Below are 18,483 nucleotides of genomic sequence, written 5' to 3'. Positions count from 1 at the left end.
TGTAATCCGACACTTCAAAAATACATCTGATACAGCGGCGATGTATTCCGATGTATTCAGTATGTATCCGAAAACGGCTTAACACCGTATATGAATACATCGAATACACCAAATACATCATTTTTCAAGTTCAGATGAAAATTACTTTTTCCCGAGGACTTCTTTTTTATAAAGCTGAGATCATGTACAGTTTATCAGAATTGATAAAGTTTACCCTCGCCTATGGCGAGGGTAATTTTGTATCTTATGTGACGCGCTTTATTTGACGTTTATATTTTAACGGTTAGTTTTGATTGATTCTGTACCTTATATTCAGAATACTCAGAAAGTATTAAAATATGATTCATCTGAGAATTCTTGACAATTTCAAAGATGCTTTTTGTCGGCAGAAGTACGACTTACGTCCGCCTGCCCGCCATTATTTTTTTTCATTTTTAATTTGGCCTTTTTATCATAGTGCTTTTGAACATTATAGTAGTATTTTGGTGTGCTTCTAATTCCTCCGATATATTTATAGGAGATTTTCGACCATATCCCCTCCGTTGCCATATAAGGCAACAACGTGCACATCATGGTAAATATTATTGCATACACCAAGGCGTCTGAAAACGTGCTGCCAATCTTAAGAAATGAATACCAAAGCACAAAGGTCAGCAACTCAAAAAAGGCAAAAATCAACCCATAAACCAGCTTACCCTTGTAACTGAACGGCACATCAGGAGAAGCCAGTTTGCCTGTCTGACCGTTCATGGCAATTGTATATTCTTTTCTTTTGTATTTAAAATTCATAAACCATATCGGCACAAGGTAATAGGTCAGCTTCTGATTTCTTATCTTGCTGTGTGCATTTACGTCGAAGGAGTCGGGAAAACGACACACACTATCCAGTGCGCCGACTCTTTGTAAACAACAACTTTTTTTTACTTCTTCGTCTGCAAATTCCATTGCATGCTCGGCTCTTATGGAGTATCTGCTTGCGTAAAAGCCGGTAAGGCAGGATTCGGTAAATTTTACCGAATGATTGAACCAAAAAGGAGCAACAGAATAGAAAACATCCTTTTTTATATCTGTTCCGAGAACTGGGAAATCCGTTACTTTAAAGGAGCGTTTGTTAGAATGATCTCCGTATGTGTCACAGACACAGCTATAAAGCCATATTGGTATATAACATCCGACAATATTATCCGTTACCGAAGGATCTCTGAAAGCCTTTGGGGCATATCTTGCGATGTTTTGTCTGTACTTTTCCGCAAATTCTTCAGCTCCGACCCTGAAAGGTATGACCCTGTCGGGACGCAGATCACCGGAAAAATTAGAAGAAATGATTAAGTCATGATTGCAGAAAGGACATCTGGCAGAAGCTGAGTTATTCTTGGTTATGATGTTTCCGCCGCATGAGGAACATGTATACTCCGCAAGCTCCTCGAGCATATCGGGTTCCCATACATATTTTGTCCTGTCAACCCAGTCAAAGTCGGATTGGTTTTCATCTGCCACTTCATTGAAGAAATGCGACCGTATATATTCAAGGCTGAAACCTTTTGAGCAAAAGTTACAGACCATGCGTTGCCTATTGATATCAAAACGCATCGGAGCTCCACATGATGGGCATTTGTACTCCTTTACATCTGCCATAGAAATCACCGCCTCTTTGTTATTATTTCTTTCAAATCATGTATATTAGTGTGATTCGCAGATTTGCCTTTAAATAAAGGGTTTACGCGGCAACTGCTGTAAAGCGGTTGCCTAATACGAGCAAATTATAACATATGAGCACTTCAAAGTCAAGTATATATGACCTGAAAGTCTTTATATTTGAGGAACTTCTGCCTTGGAACAGATTTGTGCAGAACATATGCAAAAGCAGTATCATAGCTGAAACAACTAACGGAATTGCGACTTGCAGCTTATCTTCACTCTCCTATTTTTACTCAATTCTTGATAAAAGCAGTGATGACAAGAATGCTAAGAACGCAGTTTCATCGCTCTATATTATACTATGATGCTACTTTTTTCTTTCCCTGACTTAAGGGCGCACTTATATACCATTTTCATGGTATGTGCGCTCTGCGAGGCAAATATAAAATTAAATTCCTCCAAAAAGAAGCTGCTATCTGATTTAAGGATGTGACAAATGACCTCTTTCAAGTCCGTAGCAGAAATGTTATACTTTTGAAAGAGGAGTGATATCAATGAAAAAATTATTACAATATTTGCTGCGATTGTCACAGCAATAATGTGTTGTAGTTCATGTAGTAAAACAACAACTCAGACATCACAACATACGGGAACAAGTACTTCTCAGACCGAAAATATTAATGAATCCCTCAACGACTGGCAGAAGAAAGTGCTTGAAGCACAGGGACTGCCGACAGAATATGACGAGCTAGATGTTTCGCAGAAGATAGCAATACGCCGTATGTATGAAATGAAGAAATATCTTGATGATAAATACGGTATGGAGTTCGAGTATGCGGGATATATTCCTGCGGGACTAATGGAAAAAGAACAGTTTTTTGCATATTCGAAGGAGCTCGGCACAGACGGCGGAAGGAACTACGTAACAGTCAGAACAAATGATAAGGGAGAATTTACAGACGATTATGTCAGTGCTACTCTAAGAGATAAGTTTGAAAAGATGTATAATGACTTCGTTCAGGATTATTTTCGTTCAGACAAAGCTGTTGTATTCATCAGCCATTTTGAATGTGATTATGAAGATATCAGTGAAATGAATGATGTTTTTTATGACTGTAAAATTCACGGACAAAATCAAATATTTATTTCAGATGAGCTATGTAATGCGGAAAAGTTTAAGCATTTCACAGTTGATTATTATAAATGGCTATATCAGAAAGGCATTTATGGTAATACAAGAATAACAGTGATTTATGATAGGGATTTTGATTCCATTACCTTTGATAACTATACTGATTTTTATGATGATAATCAAATGGAATTTGACATAGGTCTATTTGTAGATGAGAATTTAAGCTATACCAATACGTCGTTTTCAGTATATAAAATGGATAATGACAAAATAGTATGTGAAAGAGAAGAAATCAATCTTGATAAATATGGAGTTAATTAATAATAAGACAAACGGGACAGATGTGTAATGAATGCATCTGTCCCGTTATTGAATATTCGACTGTCATTTCATTATTATTTGGGGCAACAATTGGTCAACAAAGCTACCTTAGTCTGCAAAATGTTGCCCAAAATGATTATAGAATAACTTGGATACTTCGCAATATATCATCGTTTACGCAACTTAGCCATACATTGCCAAAAACTAAAATTTAATTTAGATTTATCATAGTAACCTACTTAATATCCATACTATAATCAAAGTCAAGAATGCATAGCTTGCCGGATATCCGCCGCCCTAAAGATAAGTTGGTTTTAATGATCAGCGATCAGATGTTGAAAATCTTATACATTCCTTTTTTATCTTTTACAAGTATGACCTCAGTGCCCTTACTGCGAACAAGAGCTTCCTTGTCATTGAGACTTATATCGCTCAGGATTTCATGTGTATCCGATGTTTCAAGAGTATAGAAATAGGTATTGCTGCTCTCGCCGGATGAATACATAACGCTTTCTGATCTCCTGCCTTTTATTATAACGTGTCTTGCCGAATATTCTTCTCTCGGATCGCCCGTCAGAAGCTTTTTGAATAAGTATCCGATCACAAATGAGGATATGATCAGTATGGCAAGCATGATAATCAAAGACATACCGTGAAATACCGCCGTGACTATCACCGATACCAGATCCATAGCGGCAATAATAATAAGCAGAGTTTTGAACTGTTTCTTTCTGAGAGTCTTTATGGAATCAACATCAGCCTCCGAAAGCTGATAAAAGCTGATGCTGTCTATAAACGCTGTTTTTGCTCTGCTTTCGTACAACCGTTGTTCAGTCTCCTCAGGCGGCATGATCGGGGCAGAGTATATACCTGAAGAAATAAGCGGCTCAGCAGGAAAAACATCGTAGTTGCTGATCTTGTTTTTTACCACCAACACCCTTGATCCTGTTTGGAAGACCTTTGCATACATAGAGCCTGTAAAATTCCTTATCTCAGCGCCTGTATCATCAAATTTTACAGTAAAGTAATGTGTTGTATTTGTGGTTTCATCCCCACTGCCCCCTGTCGTTTCCTGTGTTGCATAGCAGGATACAATGGTCGCATAGCGTCCTCCGACAGGACAGCGGAATATCTGACAAACAGATACTATCAGACATATCCAGCCAACAGAGCTGAATACCAGAAAAGGAATAAAACCCGAACTGAAATTGCTCCCTGACATGATATATATAAAGAAAGTTACAGATATTATTACAATGCTTGCTATTATGAACGGAATCAAGCGGCTGACCTTACACCTGCGTATATAATCAATTTCAGCTTTGGCAAGCGGGTAAAAATCAGCAGAATTTATAGGATGATCTTTTCTTGTATAAGCCATAAAACACCTCTTTTTCTGATTTGAAACTATTTTGTTATAACAATACTTTATCACTTTGTTTTTTTAAGTCAAGAGTATGAATGTAATTCATGTTGCTATACGGACAAGTCCCCGCGAGTGCGGTGACTTTCTGTATCATTCTTATTTACCTTATCGGACTCGCCTCAACAGAGTCTCTTGATATCAGTCTTATCTCATCTTCCTCAGCTGTATAATTCACAGGCATAAGGCAGAATCCTTGAGTTTCTCCGACGGTATATCTATCCATATATTCAAGCACTGCCAGATTCTTAACATAGTATGCATAATAATATTCATACGCTTCACGGCTCTTTTGCAGATCCTTCAAATCATCATCTGAAATAACGGGTGTGCAGAATTCATTGTTTATTATCTTATCTCTTATTTCGAGCACTGATAACGGTGCAGCATTTTCATCGACCCAATAAAGATCATTGGAAATATCCAGCATTATCCATTTCTCATACTCAGAATCCCACACTTCATTTACTACATGACATTCATTTTCATAAACAGATAAAGATTCTATCCATAGCTTTCTTGCATAGATACCGAGAGCTAAACACATCTCGTTCAGTATCTGAGCTTTCGCCTTGCAGTACGTTCCTTCTTTTTTATTATCCAGATATGCAGCAAGCAGATATTCTGCATTCATGTTTTCGGGGAGCACCTTAGCTGTACTGTTATGTCTGATACGTCCCGCATACTCATGCATAAGATTTTTTGCCTTAGCAAACTCGCTTCCCTCACCTGCAGTTTCTTTAAGATGATATTTTTCAAGCAGGGTATCATATTCCTTATTGTCGAAATCATACTCAAAGACTATTTTTTCTCCGTCTCTGAAATCCTTGGAATTTTTTAAGATGCCGTTTATGGTCTCTTCGACAAATTCCTCAGACTGAAGCCAGAAAAGCGGAGCTTCTTCAGAATCTGTACCTGCATATGCATAAATGTTCAAGCCTATACTTGATACAAGCAATATGCTTAAAACAATGATCGCAATTTTTGTTTTATTGTTTTTTAATTTCTCTTTCATTACATTCCTCATATTAATAGTTTAAATTCTGCTTTATACAGTAATCGGTGCACTCTTCATATTATAACTTTTCCAGCGCCCAAAGTCAAGAATACCTATACACGCCCCTGCGGTTGCGGTATGAACAATGATTCTTCTTTTATACACCAGATTACTACCGCCTTTATATCAAAAATACTATGGCTTAGAATTTCAATTAAGTGCCGCCCTTCATGGGCGGTTCTGTTTTATGTATTGACATTATATCGGTATTATGCTATAATTGGTGACAAGAGAATTGACAAAGAAGTAACATATGGCAAATCGAGAAATTATTGACAGATATACATATAAGAAGATGAAACGAGCGGAGCTTACAAAGTTCATTCTTCGATATGGTGACCAGCTTCTCGGAGAACAAGGCAAAACCATAGACCTCCCGGCTCTTGAGTCAGAACTCAGTAAGATCAAAGGTATCGGCGGTAAGCGCCTTGAGGAGATTATGGTCGTTATTGAGAAATTCTTAGATGTTGAATAGACAGGAGGTATACTATGAATTGTAAAAGAATAATAGCAGCTTTGATGTGTGCAATGCTTCCGTTTGGAACAGCCATACTTTCCGTCAAATCACCAATATCGGCTGCTGCTTCATCAGGATCAATGACATTTGAGGAACTATATGCTTTAGAGGAAAATGAACTTGAGCAGTATTGTTCAAAGAATGATCTGACATATATAAGCAAAGAATCAGCTAAATCAATACTCGAAATCAGACGCGGAAAATGGGTAGCAGTTATGCCAAAAGACTATATGCTCAAAGGCGTGACCGATCTGCTTGAAAGCGAAAATTCAAGTGATATGAAAAGTAAAAACTATTATGATTATGACTTTGAGAAGATCACATCAGAACTGAATATGCCAGAAAAATATTACAGAATCAATGCTGAAAATAATGATTTTGCATTCTATAAAAAGTCTGAAATCGATGCTGACGGTAATGCTAAGGATATTTACGTAAAACTCGCATCAATAGATGTTGAGATAGATCCTTCTATTACTGATGAGGATGCAATTGTAAGATTGTATCAGCTCATATCTGTGTGGACTGAGCAGAATCCTCTTGTTTACAGCGGAATAACTTTCCGTCACGGTCCTGCTCCTGGCAGCAAAATCGAAACTATAGAAATTGAAACACTTGGAGATGTAAACGCTGACGGATATATTAACGCAGTAGACGCTTCAAAGGTACTTGCATATTATGCCCGTATTTCTACGAATCAAATCGGCGAATACACTGAAGATCAGAAGCTTTCAGCTGATGTTAATCATGACAAAATGATCAATGCTGTTGATGCATCTAATATACTTGCTTACTACGCTTACTCCTCTACTACAAAAGAAGCTCCGATATCAATGGAAGAATACATGAAGAAGTAAGAATATATTTAGATTAGCTACCGCCCTTTTCACGGGCGGTTTTGCTTTATGTATACCTCCTCTTGCAGGCACTATGACTTCACCAAGAACAACAACACAACGGCCCTTTTTTTGAATATATACCGCAAAGAGAACCTTATTTCTTGATATTTTCCGATTCATGTGATATAATGTTCATAAAACACTTCGTTTATGATTTATGCAAAGGAGTTTAGATATGAAACTAAAAAGGATCATGATTGCCGCTTCTGTGCTGCTGTCAGTTTCATGTTATACGCTTCCCGCAGCAGCTACAGCCTCAGCTCCATCTGCTGCTGTATCGGCAGTCACCTCTTATGATAGTTCCTACAATCCGTGCAACAAGCAGGACGATATGGAAGTCCCCTACGACGGTTCACGCTGGGTACAGCCTGTGAAATGGAATGTCCCGACCATAAGACCTAAGGATTATAATGGCGGTATTATGCTCTTTTTTGACAAGATAGGATTTGATGCCGGCTATGCCAACGGCAAGGTGCAGCGTGTATACTTCAGTGTGAGAGGAGCAACCGAGCCTGTAAGCCTGATTAAGTTCCACATTTTTTATGATACCAGACTTACCGTCAAAGAAAACTCAAACGGTGAATTCGTTAATTCCGGCAAAGCTGTAAAAAGCTTCACAACAGGTTCTTCAATGGTGGAGGAAGGTCAGCTGGCGTTTTATGCATATTCAGATGAGAATATCCTGCTGGATAACGCCAGTTTATTCACCATTGACTTTATAATTCCCGAAGATGCAGAACAGGGTGATGTCTATCCCATCGGTATTTCGTACGTTGATGACGGTATAGTACCAGATATGTTTATCAATTCGCAGCAGGACGAGGCGGGAAGACTTCAGATGACCTACGTTTTCACAAAGGGCATATATAACGGCTACCTCAAGATCAACGGCGAGAAGCAAACTACGACAACGACCACCTCAACTACTACTTCAACTAAAACAACAACCACCACTGCTGTGACAACAGCGCCTCCTGTTCCCAATCCCGAATATAAGCTTGGTGACGTCAACAACGACGGTCTCATAAATGCAGTGGACGCTTCATCTGTTCTTGAATATTACGCAATAGTCTCATCTGCCCGGTTCAGTACCTTTACAGCAGGTCAGAAGCTTGCCGCTGATGTAAATCACGACGGCTTCATAGACGCTGTTGACGCATCGAAAATACTTTCCTACTATGCATATCTCTCTACAGCTAAAGATGATATAATGCCTTTAGAGGAATACATAAAGACTTAAACTTGCAAAAAAGGAGGACCGAAGTCCTCCTTTTTCATTATTATACAGATCAAATCGCTCCCTTTTCAAGCGTAGCACTAAAACCGAGTCCTGCTGTCTCATAAATGTATATTTTCCCAAGCTGGATACGCTTGTCACCTTCTGTTCCCTCAACCAGTATCTCGATATAACAGTCGTTCTGATAACACTGATCATCGGGCGACCATAATACATAGCCGCAGTTTTTTATATCGCAGGTATTTCCGGAAACAATAACAGCTTCACTTTCACTGTTGAGATAACAGTCTGCAAAGTAACCGGCGTTAGCTGTCAGTGTAACAGGATATCCAGGAGGATCAATTTCAAGCAGTATGCCAAGTCCCGACCAGTCGCTCATTACAGGATTATATCTTGTCTTGATTGATACGATATCACTCAATTCAGGTTTAACTTCACTTTTTTCTTCCTTGATACCAAGCAGTTTATACTGTATCGCCTGTGCGTCGCCGACAGTAAGTCCGTCGCCGTTCATATCACCGTTGAGTTTGCCCTGTTCGGTAAGGTGATTCTCGTCTGTACCGTTTATTCCGTATTTATTGGGATTTGCAAGAGCCTGCATGATAAGTACTGCATCTGCCATATTTATCTCGCCATCGCAGTTTGTATCACCTGAAAGCTTTTCTGTAAGCTCCGGATCCGGCTGCGAAGAGGTCTCCTCAGTACCCTGATCACTCTTTTTGAGCACTACTCTGTCGATATAGAGCGCAGCAACCTGCATATCATACAACAGACCGCTGTTGCCGTCACTTGTGAAATCGCATTCGTTCTTTATTCTTTCAAGAACATCGTCAGGTATCTCAGTATCTCCCATTTTCCCGGTTTGAAGGTAAGTTACATATGACTCTGCATACATTTTATCAAGTTCATCGACTGTTCCGTTTCCGTCAATGTCAGGCGCAGATTTCATCTTTGATGCAACTCCTGCCAAATAGTTTTTATAATGATCTTCTAAAGTCGGAAATACAAAATTTTCGTATTTATCATCATAAAGACGGAAAGGAGCAAATACATCAATATTATTATCCGGATCCATTTCCTTTGCGAAAAGCGCATCTGCATATTCCTTGTAAAATTCACCTGTACTGTCAGTTGCCATTGCATTTGTTCTTTCAATGACAGAATTAAGAATGTAGGTACTGATCAATTCCAGATCATCGTCATCACCGCTTATGCCATTATTGTTGTAATCGCAGTTTTGATCCAGATTATCATATTCTTCCTTTGTAAGCTTGCTTTCCTCAGCTGTTCTGCCGTATAACCTGTCACCGTGAAAGAGGTCGGCAATATGCAGGTCTCTTCCGTCTATTTTATTGTCAAAATTAAGGTCAGGAGCAGGTATTTTTCCTGATTCTATATCATCGAAGAACTGCTTTTGAAGTTTTTCCTTTTCACTTGCCTGCTTTTCAATTTCATCCAGTGACGGCACAGAAATACTTTCATCTTTACTGTATTCAAGATAAGCCTTGACATAATCGCCTATATAGTAATACTGCGCTCCCTCATGGAACTTTTCATAGTATATGTTATCTGAATATTCGGGAAGAACAGGTTCTGTCATGAAAAGGCAGTCAAGAAGTGCCGAAGTATCATAATCCTGTATGAATCCGTAATTACTCTGCTCCAACGTTATTGCCTTTGCCCTTGCCTTTATCTCATCATCAAGCTCTATTTTCTTATCGGGAGAACATTTATATGACCATATGCCCGTATCAGGATCCTGTATGCCTATCCACGGCTCGGAAGTTGTGGCTATTTCAAAATCCAGAACATCGGATATGTCAAACTTACCGTCATTATTGACATCAGGATCGACTTTTCCCTCCTCGATCATCTTTTGCAGGAAAAGATAATGTACGCCAAGATATATTGTCCTGTTATTAAGTGTATCTATAAAATTTATGCTGAAATTGTTACTGTTATAGCTTGGACCGTGACGAATGCCCAGCTCATCATCATATGCTTCATATGTTGACTGTGCAAAATAAGATGTATCAATATCACAGTATAGGAGAAAATGGCAAATAATTTCCAATTTTTCATCTACTTTTCCGTTACCGTCAAGATCGGCATTGGCAGCTATCTTTGTCCTGATATCCTCCGGCAGATAGTCATGGGAGCCGGGATAGTCGTTATATCGATCAAGGAGATAGCAGTCAAGATGATCGAACTTTCCGTCTGAGTTGAAGTCGATATCAAGGTTATTCTCAGTGATATACCGCACAGTCTTCTGTTCGACTTCCAGAGAATGTAGGTATGTGAGATGAGGTTTGTTCTTAACATTCAGTTCAATATCTGCTTTGGGTATGCAGGGCATGGCTGCTGCCGCAGTCAGCATAGCCGCTGCAAAAGACATGATTTTTTTCATAATGATATCACTCCTTTGATTATGTTTTGGCATGCACGGAACTTTTTTCATTATACACTATATTCAGGCATTTGGCAAGAGAATTGAGACAACTGCCATGCCTCGAAGACTTTTGTTTACTGCAAAGCAGGGATTTTCGCTGTCGGGCTAAAGTGTCTTTTGCATACGCCCCTTTCAGTAACCTATGTAAAAATACATCCCCCTCAACTGCGTGAACTCTCCATATCATTTTTTCATAAGCTTTGAACTATCATGGTACTAAGCTAAATCAGATTTATCATAGCAACTTATATATTATCCATATTATACACTGCACTGTCGCCAAAAGTCAAGAATATATATATGAACGAGTAAGTCCCCTAGCGGAGACTTACTGTTTTATTCTTCGTTGCTGCTGTCAAAAAGCTCAGTGAAACAGCTGGTAATGAAGTCCATCTCAGTCTTTTTAGATGAATCATCAGCATGACTTTAGACATTGAATGTTGTAAGGAAGTCTACATGTCCTGCATAGTCCTGTATCTGCTTCATCGAGAAGCTATTATCGTTAGCATGGAAACTTATGCAAGAATGACGGAGTGCATGGAACTTTATATGCGGAAGACCGTTTGCATCAAACAGCTTGTTGAAGTGAGATATTATGCTGCCAGGAGCAATAAGAGTACCGACTGCATTCACGCAGTCAAAGTCCGTATACGCTTTAGTTTTCCTCGGCATAGTATCATGAATGTCTGATGTTATCTGTCATAGATCATATCACAGATAACGTACAGGCTCCGACACGGCTGTGCCGCATATGTCGTTAAAAACGGCATAATAAACGCTATTGTTGCTTCCTCTGTACTTGCATACCATGCTTATGTTTCAACAGTATCAGGGGACATAATGCCTATTGAAGAATTCCCGAAACAATAACCGCATATGCTCTGAAATAAAAAATGATGTTTTTTTGTTAACTACTTGACAAACTTGTTGCTAATATGTATGATGTATATATAAACTCATGATGAGAGTTGTTATCAATATTGCTGTATACATTATATGCTGCAATAATTATTGGAGGATGAAATGGAAATTCTGAAAGCAGAAAAACTCGTAAAAACATTCACTATCAGTGAAAAACAGCGAAAAGCCCTCGGTATAACCGAAAAGACAAAGGTCGCCGTCAACGGTATCAGTTTTACCGCAAGATCAGGCGAAGTGTTCGGACTTATCGGACCTAACGGTGCAGGCAAGACAACTACCATGCGTATGCTGGCTACTCTTCTTATTCCCGACAGCGGTGACGCTCTCTACAATGACGTGAGCGCTGTAAAATCCCCCGAGGAGATACGCTCACAGCTGGCATTTCTCACTACAGACTTAAAGCCTGACATGAAGTCCACACCAAACATCATGTTTGACTTCTTCGCGGAGCTTTATCACATACCAAAGGACGCTGCAGATAAGCGCAAAAAGGAACTCTTTGACGAGTTCGGCATAAATAAGTTTGCAGATACCATGATATCAAAGCTCTCACAGGGACAGAGACAGAAGGTATCTCTGGTAATTTCCGTAATTCACGATCCGAAGTTCGTAATTCTTGACGAACCTACAAACGGACTGGATATCATCGCTGCCCGCGTTGTGCGCGAGTTCATACTTGATATGAAAAAATCAGGCAAGTGCGTAATAATCTCCACTCACCTTTTCGACCTCGTAGAAAAGGTCTGTGACAGAGCCGCCATGATAATGGACGGCAAGATAGTTGCAGACGATACGCTTGAAAACCTCATGCAGGGACGCTCTCTTGAGGACGCATTCTACGATATCTATACAAGCCTTAACGGCGGAAATGATGAGGTGTGACCATGAGAGATATTATTACAGTTGCAAAAAAAGAAATAAGGGCATTTTTCAGTGACAAGGCCATCCTGATGCAGATGTTCTTGCTGCCCTTTGTCATAGTATTCGGCTATGGTATGCTCATGACGGCAACATGGTCAAATACACGTGAGGAGCATGCATCACAGGATAACATATCTATCAATGCCTACAGCATAAATGCTCCTGCCGAGTTCAGTTCAGCATTGAAAGAACTTGGTATAAAGCCGGCACCTGATAATGACATTGAGAAATATAAGTCACAGATCAAATCCAAGGATACAGATATGCTCATGGTATTCCCCGATGATTTCAAAATGGGCGCATCTGATTCAGATTCACTGTCAAATATAGATATTTTCTATAATTCCGACAAGAATTCATCTATGGAGCTTTATTCCAAGGCCACGTTTGTATTCACCACAATGCAGCCGCGCATATTTACATTCAATGAAGCCGCAGATGTTGAATACGACCTCATTGACAAGGCAGCAATGATGAGAAATCTTCTCGGCGGAATAATACCTCTTATGGTATTTATGGCTGTATACATGGTTTGCATGAACCTTGCAGCAAACTCTATCGCAGGCGACAAGGAAAAGGGCTTCCTCAATACGCTGCTTATAACGCCTATTAAGCGTGAAAGTCTTGCAGCAGGAAAGTCTCTTGCTATACTTCTGGTAGCTGTCATTGCAAGCTGCTCGGCATTTTTAGGAATGGCATTATCGCTGCCGAAATTCTCAAAGGCATTGAAAATATCCGAAAACACAAGCTACAGCATAGCTGATTATGCATTACTTCTTGGCGCAGTTATAACTGGCGCATTCGTATTTGCAGTTGTGCTCCTTATCTTCTCTACAATTGCCAAGGATGTAAAACAGGCAACAACTCTTTCGCCTATCCTTCTTCTGGTCATTATGATACCTTCGGTACTGTGCTCATCCGAAAGCTTTTCATCAAGTGTTGAAAAGCTTGGCACAACAAACTACCTCATTCCTGTATGGAATTCAGTAAAGCTTCTTCAGGACGGTATCAAGGTCAGCTATTCATGGGCAAATGCAGGCATAACATTCGGTTTAAACATTGCCGTTGCTCTGTTGGGCATTGTATTTATCGGAAAGCTTTTCAGAAGAGAAAAGATCGTAAACGGCTGATATCATCAGCATACATCAAAGCTCCCATATATGTGTGATACGCATAGGGGAGCTTTTTTATACTTATCTGTATTTTCTTTCAGGATGTTCGGAATAGTACCTTTCCTTATCCTGATACATCCGGTTGCCACCCCGAAGGCAAGCTGAAGCTTGAACAATATAAGCTCCGGAAGGCCTTGACAGTATGTACATTCCTGCCAAGCAGAAAGGCAGCTACATAATATATTTGAGGACGGCGAGTACCGTCCTCTGTATATACTATATGACTTTCAAAACATATATCTCCTTCGGAAGTATGCCGGAATGCTATCCTTACCACTTTACACAAACTATTTTTCTGAAACAAAAGGCTCTCACAATCAGAACCGTGAGAGCCTTATTGTTTTTAATCTGTGATCTTGTCATCGATCAGCTGAAGACCAACAGATCTGTTTCCATCGTAAATGATCTTCCAGGCTGCCTGATCGTGATTCCAGGGCTCACATGAATAAAACATCACATTACTATTAATATTATATACTGCACTATGCATTTAACAGTCAGCAGCACCAGAAGTTGTACATCTCAAAGAATACCATTGCGGATACGGTTATAAGGTTGCCTGTAAAGCAGGACAGACTGCGTATTCTTCCGTAAGGGAGCTTCTTTTTTGAAATGAATGAGTAAGCAGCGGCAAGAAGCGCAAGACCGCATAATGCCAGACAAATAAGCTGTATAACTCCGATGACAGCACCCTCGGTCCTGGTGAGACCGTGTTTGTCTCCTTTCACGCGAATGACCACAATGGATATTATTGCGGCAAGTGATATTATCTTTGCAAACTGTCCTGCGGTGATGATGTGAGCAAAGGAAAGCGGAGCAGCCTTGCCTGCTTTATTGAGCTTCCGCTTTGCAAGGAGTATGAACAGCGAAGCAACTCCGCAGAGCATGAAGCCTGCAAGGAGACAGAGCTTAGGTATATAATTCTTTATTTCAAGATATTCCGAGCAGCAGTTTACAAGGCCACGTCTGCCGTCCGAGTTTTCAACTATGCTAAATATAGTATCATCGTAATAGTCTTCGGAATGATATTCAAAAAACACATCATCAGCAACCTTTGCAGCGTTTATACTGTCAATTGAAAATGCGTCCATATATAATATGAATTTTCCGATACCTGCTGCATGGGTACGGGTATCTGAATAGTATCCGCTGTATGGTGTCATATCTGCTTTTTCGTAGTTTTCACCTATATATTTTTTCAGCTTCAATCTGCCGAAAACAGATCCGCCAAATGAATTTGGGAAATCATCGCCGCAGTTTGAAAGGCCTACGACTCCGAACTTTGATACGGGATCAAATTCCATATTTGCAACGCAGCCGAAGGTAGCACCTGTATGTCCGAAAGTGCGGGTGTTATTGTATTCCTTGACGTCAAAGCCGTAGCTGAAGCCGGGAATATCCGTGTTTCCGTAGAATGACGAGCCTGACAGGAGCTTCTCCTGAGTTTCGGCATTCCGGAAAAGTGGGTGGTCATCGTTGACGAAAGCCTGTGCGTAAGTTGCGAGGTCACCGAGAGTACCCGTTACGGCGCCGCAGGGGTAGAGCTGATCGTTGAACAGGCAGGTGCCCTTGGGCTCGTATTCTTCTACTACCCTTTCCTCTATTGTTCCGTCTTCATTTTCTTTATAGTTTGTATGCAAGGATGATTCGTAGCAGATCGTTTTCAGACGCTGCTCTCTTACCCACGGATTATCGGTAAAGTCGGGACCTGCTGAGGTATGCTCCATACCGAGGGGCTCAAAGATATTCTTATGTACGTACTCAACATAGTCCATGCCGCTGACACGCTGAACAATAAGTCCTGCAAGAGCAGCTGCCCAGTTTGAGTAGGAAGCTACCTCTCCCGGACGGTAGGTCTGGGCGGGCTCGGTATTTCTGAGAGCTTCTTCAAGTGACGGCATTTCAGCCATGTCCTCTGAGGTGGAGTCGTAGAACTTCTCGCACCAGCCCCCCTTGTGGTTCATAATATCCGTTAGTGTAATCGGATCGTCGTATTTAAGATGGCGGAAAAAGTTATCGGGGAGATATGTGCGTATATCTGCTTCAAGGTCAATTTTTCCCTGTTCCCAGAGCTGCATGATACTCACCCATGTAAAGGTCTTGGAGATACTTCCCCATTCAAACACGCTGTTTTCGTCAGCAAGGGTGTGCTCTTCGATATTTGTGCAGCCGTAGTAACGGGTATAGAGTATCTCGTCGCCGTGGAAAATAAGCTCCACACGAGCGTTGGATTTGTCTCTTCTTTCGATATTGTTGCGATGTGAGTCCCATTTTTCCTGAATTTTTATAACAGAGCTGACTGTTGCTCCCGACGGAAATTCAAGAACGTCTTCATCTTCTGCAAAGGCACTGAATGGCTGAGTGCAGACTGTAAGCACCGCCGCAGCAATGATAGCGGCAGTTCTGCGAAGTATTCTTTTCATCTATATCCACCTCCTCAGAGCTCGCGGGCTTCATAGTCCACTACCGAGCAAACAAGCTGATAAAGGGTGAAGCCGAAGCCGATAAAAATCAGTATAATGCTGAGCAGCAGACCGTTCATGGGAGCTGCAAGTGCAATGAGCATATTTACAAACACGATAAGTGCAGGCTTCAGTATATCTATATTGAATATCAGAAGAATGACAGATGATACAGCATAGAATATTGCAATTCCGCCTAAGAATTTAAGAAAGCTTCTCAGCAGGGAGTTGTTCTTGCTTGAAATACCCTTTTTGAAATATCTCCTGTGCTGACCGGCCATTACCATGAGCGTAACAGCGAAAAAAAGCCAGAACATTGAGTTCGTCATAGCCCTCATCTGTATACCTGTACCGAAACCGCTTGATACTTCGTATAAGTTGCTTATGTCCTTAGAAATGACAGAGGTGTGGAAATCACTGAATTTTTCCATTATTAAGTACAGGATAAAGATAATGACGGAAAAAATGGTGTATATTACTGTAGTCAGAGCAAAACGGGAAATTACTATGCTTTTTCTGTCAGTGGGGAGAACAGTGAATATCTTTCCGGTATTATGAGTCTTTTCTGCCATTGTGATAGAAGGCACGAGCATAACTCCCACTACAACGATGCTGTATACCATGAATATGGATTCAGTCAGCATTCCAACGACTACAAACATAGCAGTCAGCATGAAAATAAGGAAGAATTTGCCCTTGTTCCTGCCCTTTGCCGATATGAGATCGACTCGGATGAGATCGATTATCTTTTTCATGTTTTCCCTCCTTAAAGCTCTTTGTCAGAAGCCTTTTTAACGGTGACCGTACAGAAAATGTAAGCTGCTGCTAAGGTGACTGCATTCAGTATGGCAATGGACAGCCATTTTCCTGCCGAAGTCCGCGGCAGCAGTATATCCTTTAATGCGTCAATCTTATCGTTGTATATCATAACAGATATGACTGTAGCTACTGCAGCAAATACAGCCACAATTATCAGGAATTCACGTATGGCAGCCTCCATATTTTTTATCTCTGAGCGCATCTGCGTAAAACAGAGGACAATAGTTAAGAAAGCAAATGCCGCAGCAGCAAACAGATACATTTTCATATATTTGCTCTCAGGCAATTTGTGAAAATTGCTTGCTATATGCGAAAGTCTTTCTGGGAGTATCTTGTAAAGCGAGGAACCCCTGCATATGAACAGACACAGAAAAGAGAGCAGTTCGCCTATGAACATAGTAACGAACATTTCAGTAAAAAGCGCCTTTATGACGGCGCTCCTGCGTACAGGCAGCATACCGTAGAGCCTTTTGCAGTTTGAATTGTTGATTCCCTGTATTGGCGCTATGATCATTACAAAGTTTACTACACAAAGGATACCAAAGGTGAGGCCGAACAGTGAGGCTATAATGCTTACTGCGACAAATACGGCTACATAAGGTACAGTGAGCCTGCTGACGGTGATAAGGTCAAACCTTATCATTTTCATCATTTCGTTCATGTCTGTCCTCCTTTGCAACATAGACAAGTATCTCGTCGATATCAGCCTTTTCGGTCTCAAGCTTGTCGGTGACTTCACTCAGATACTCGGTGCTGAGAAGTGCGTCGAATCCGTTTCTGTAGCCGTGGAAGCCTATGCATTTTTCACGCAGTGCAGAGGAGATGTCCTCCTCAGCGCCTCTGAGAATAACATATTTTTCGTTGAGTTCATCTTTAGTTCCCGTGAACCAAACCCTGCCGTTGTGGAGTATTGTAACGTAGTCGGCGATACGCTCCACATCAGATGTGATATGTGTGGAGAAGAGGACGCTCCTGTTTTCGTTTTCGATGTACTCCGCAAGAATATCGAGAAGCTCGTCACGGGCAACGGGATCAAGACCGCTTGTAGGCTCGTCGAGTATCATAAAGTCAGCCTTGTGAGACAGTGCAATAGCTATCATAAACTTCATTTTCATGCCCTTTGAAAACTCGCCGACACGCTTGTTGTCAGGGAGTCCGAAGGATTTAAGTCTGCCTGCGAACTCCTTGCTGTCCCAGTCCTTGTAGAAGGGTTTCAGCTGTTTTTCGATCTGTTTTGCAGTAAGGTGTTCTGCAAGGTAAAGGCTGTCAAATACTACGCCCAGTTTTTCTTTTATGGCGATAGTGTCTTTAACGCTGTCAAGGCCGAAAACGCTTATCTTGCCGCTGTCTATATTAGCCATATTGAGTATGGAACGGATAGTAGTGGTCTTACCCGAGCCGTTTTCACCAACAAATCCCATTATATAGCCCTTGGGCAGGGAAAAGTTGACATCCTTCAGTGCAAAGCTGTCGTAAGCCTTGTTGAGTCCTTTTATCTCCAGAATGTTCTCCATA

The 18,483-nt window shown here is 40.7% G+C and carries 15 protein-coding genes; 6 read left to right on the top strand and 9 right to left on the bottom strand.

Annotated elements, in window-relative coordinates; translation table 11 throughout:
- Window positions 1-366: 366 nt before the first annotated feature.
- The gene (locus IKW96_RS02385) at window positions 367-1,635 is read right to left on the bottom strand and encodes a hypothetical protein (RefSeq protein WP_296569875.1); all 1,269 of its coding nucleotides are present in this window, start codon (window positions 1,633-1,635) and stop codon (window positions 367-369) included.
- Between the two features lie 712 nt (window positions 1,636-2,347).
- On the opposite strand from IKW96_RS02385, the gene IKW96_RS02380 reads away from it, so the two are divergent.
- A complete protein-coding gene (locus IKW96_RS02380) occupies window positions 2,348-3,091 on the top strand; it encodes a hypothetical protein (RefSeq protein ID WP_296569873.1) in 744 nt (247 codons plus the stop codon).
- A gap of 328 nt (window positions 3,092-3,419) precedes the next feature.
- Here IKW96_RS02380 and IKW96_RS02375 read toward each other — a convergent pair whose 3' ends face one another.
- Window positions 3,420-4,472 (bottom strand): hypothetical protein, encoded by a 1,053-nt coding sequence (locus tag IKW96_RS02375; RefSeq protein ID WP_296569871.1) that lies wholly within the window; start codon window positions 4,470-4,472, stop codon window positions 3,420-3,422.
- Window positions 4,473-4,617: 145 nt separating this feature from the next.
- On the bottom strand, window positions 4,618-5,529 hold the full coding sequence (locus IKW96_RS02370; RefSeq protein ID WP_296569869.1) for a transglutaminase-like domain-containing protein: 912 nt from the start codon (window positions 5,527-5,529) through the stop codon (window positions 4,618-4,620).
- Between the two features lie 295 nt (window positions 5,530-5,824).
- Here IKW96_RS02370 and IKW96_RS02365 point away from each other — a divergent pair, with 295 nt between their 5' ends.
- The 3 genes from IKW96_RS02365 to IKW96_RS02355 all read left to right on the top strand — a co-directional run bounded on the left by IKW96_RS02365 (window position 5,825) and on the right by IKW96_RS02355 (window position 8,227).
- Entirely contained in the window at window positions 5,825-6,046 is a 222-nt protein-coding gene (locus IKW96_RS02365; protein ID WP_296569867.1) for a hypothetical protein, read from the top strand.
- A 14-nt stretch (window positions 6,047-6,060) separates the two neighbouring features.
- Window positions 6,061-6,945: a dockerin type I domain-containing protein gene (locus IKW96_RS02360; RefSeq protein ID WP_296569864.1), complete on the top strand. Its 885-nt coding sequence runs from the start codon at window positions 6,061-6,063 to the stop codon at window positions 6,943-6,945.
- 217 nt (window positions 6,946-7,162) lie between these two features.
- The gene (locus IKW96_RS02355; protein WP_296569862.1) at window positions 7,163-8,227 is read left to right on the top strand and encodes a dockerin type I domain-containing protein; all 1,065 of its coding nucleotides are present in this window, start codon (window positions 7,163-7,165) and stop codon (window positions 8,225-8,227) included.
- A 49-nt stretch (window positions 8,228-8,276) separates the two neighbouring features.
- On the opposite strand, the gene IKW96_RS02350 is transcribed toward IKW96_RS02355, so the two are convergent.
- Window positions 8,277-10,631 (bottom strand): dockerin type I repeat-containing protein, encoded by a 2,355-nt coding sequence (locus tag IKW96_RS02350; RefSeq protein WP_296569860.1) that lies wholly within the window; start codon window positions 10,629-10,631, stop codon window positions 8,277-8,279.
- Between the two features lie 468 nt (window positions 10,632-11,099).
- On the bottom strand, window positions 11,100-11,345 hold the full coding sequence (locus IKW96_RS02345; protein WP_296569858.1) for a hypothetical protein: 246 nt from the start codon (window positions 11,343-11,345) through the stop codon (window positions 11,100-11,102).
- A gap of 351 nt (window positions 11,346-11,696) precedes the next feature.
- On the opposite strand from IKW96_RS02345, the gene IKW96_RS02340 reads away from it, so the two are divergent.
- Both IKW96_RS02340 and IKW96_RS02335 read left to right on the top strand, forming a co-directional pair.
- Window positions 11,697-12,476 (top strand): ABC transporter ATP-binding protein, encoded by a 780-nt coding sequence (locus IKW96_RS02340; protein WP_296569856.1) that lies wholly within the window; start codon window positions 11,697-11,699, stop codon window positions 12,474-12,476.
- Window positions 12,477-12,478: 2 nt separating this feature from the next.
- On the top strand, window positions 12,479-13,645 hold the full coding sequence (locus IKW96_RS02335; RefSeq protein WP_296569853.1) for an ABC transporter permease: 1,167 nt from the start codon (window positions 12,479-12,481) through the stop codon (window positions 13,643-13,645).
- 539 nt (window positions 13,646-14,184) lie between these two features.
- On the opposite strand, the gene IKW96_RS02330 is transcribed toward IKW96_RS02335, so the two are convergent.
- From IKW96_RS02330 to IKW96_RS02315, 4 genes are read right to left on the bottom strand one after another with little or no spacing between them, the layout of a single operon-like run.
- Entirely contained in the window at window positions 14,185-16,110 is a 1,926-nt protein-coding gene (locus tag IKW96_RS02330; RefSeq protein ID WP_296569851.1) for a serine hydrolase, read from the bottom strand.
- 14 nt (window positions 16,111-16,124) lie between these two features.
- Window positions 16,125-16,904, bottom strand: a complete 780-nt coding sequence (locus IKW96_RS02325) for an ABC-2 transporter permease (RefSeq protein ID WP_296569849.1) — start codon at window positions 16,902-16,904, stop codon at window positions 16,125-16,127.
- A gap of 11 nt (window positions 16,905-16,915) precedes the next feature.
- Window positions 16,916-17,629 (bottom strand): hypothetical protein, encoded by a 714-nt coding sequence (locus IKW96_RS02320; RefSeq protein ID WP_296569847.1) that lies wholly within the window; start codon window positions 17,627-17,629, stop codon window positions 16,916-16,918.
- Complete coding sequence (locus IKW96_RS02315; protein WP_296569844.1) at window positions 17,598-18,482, bottom strand: ABC transporter ATP-binding protein; 885 nt, start codon at window positions 18,480-18,482, stop codon at window positions 17,598-17,600. The genes IKW96_RS02320 and IKW96_RS02315 overlap by 32 nt, the downstream gene beginning before the upstream one ends.
- Window position 18,483: the final 1 nt, after the last annotated feature.

Origin of the sequence: Ruminococcus sp. (assembly GCF_017549005.1) — a bacterium.
Taxonomy (GTDB): domain Bacteria; phylum Bacillota; class Clostridia; order Oscillospirales; family Ruminococcaceae; genus Ruminococcus.
The sequence above is the reverse complement of the archived record's forward strand: the minus strand, read 5'-3'. Positions and strand labels throughout refer to the sequence as shown.

What these genes read in the sequence shown, in the direction of transcription:
- IKW96_RS02385 (WP_296569875.1), bottom strand. Translation starts at nt 1,635, where the DNA reads ATGGCAGATGTAAAGGAGTACAAATGCCCATCATGTGGAGCTCCGATG.
- IKW96_RS02375 (WP_296569871.1), bottom strand. Translation starts at nt 4,472, where the DNA reads ATGGCTTATACAAGAAAAGATCATCCTATAAATTCTGCTGATTTTTAC.
- IKW96_RS02370 (WP_296569869.1), bottom strand. Translation starts at nt 5,529, where the DNA reads ATGAAAGAGAAATTAAAAAACAATAAAACAAAAATTGCGATCATTGTT.
- IKW96_RS02365 (WP_296569867.1), top strand. Translation starts at nt 5,825, where the DNA reads ATGGCAAATCGAGAAATTATTGACAGATATACATATAAGAAGATGAAA.
- IKW96_RS02360 (WP_296569864.1), top strand. Translation starts at nt 6,061, where the DNA reads ATGAATTGTAAAAGAATAATAGCAGCTTTGATGTGTGCAATGCTTCCG.
- IKW96_RS02355 (WP_296569862.1), top strand. Translation starts at nt 7,163, where the DNA reads ATGAAACTAAAAAGGATCATGATTGCCGCTTCTGTGCTGCTGTCAGTT.
- IKW96_RS02350 (WP_296569860.1), bottom strand. Translation starts at nt 10,631, where the DNA reads ATGAAAAAAATCATGTCTTTTGCAGCGGCTATGCTGACTGCGGCAGCA.
- IKW96_RS02345 (WP_296569858.1), bottom strand. Translation starts at nt 11,345, where the DNA reads ATGCCGAGGAAAACTAAAGCGTATACGGACTTTGACTGCGTGAATGCA.
- IKW96_RS02340 (WP_296569856.1), top strand. Translation starts at nt 11,697, where the DNA reads ATGGAAATTCTGAAAGCAGAAAAACTCGTAAAAACATTCACTATCAGT.
- IKW96_RS02335 (WP_296569853.1), top strand. Translation starts at nt 12,479, where the DNA reads ATGAGAGATATTATTACAGTTGCAAAAAAAGAAATAAGGGCATTTTTC.
- IKW96_RS02330 (WP_296569851.1), bottom strand. Translation starts at nt 16,110, where the DNA reads ATGAAAAGAATACTTCGCAGAACTGCCGCTATCATTGCTGCGGCGGTG.
- IKW96_RS02325 (WP_296569849.1), bottom strand. Translation starts at nt 16,904, where the DNA reads ATGAAAAAGATAATCGATCTCATCCGAGTCGATCTCATATCGGCAAAG.
- IKW96_RS02320 (WP_296569847.1), bottom strand. Translation starts at nt 17,629, where the DNA reads ATGAACGAAATGATGAAAATGATAAGGTTTGACCTTATCACCGTCAGC.
- IKW96_RS02315 (WP_296569844.1), bottom strand. Translation starts at nt 18,482, where the DNA reads ATGGAGAACATTCTGGAGATAAAAGGACTCAACAAGGCTTACGACAGC.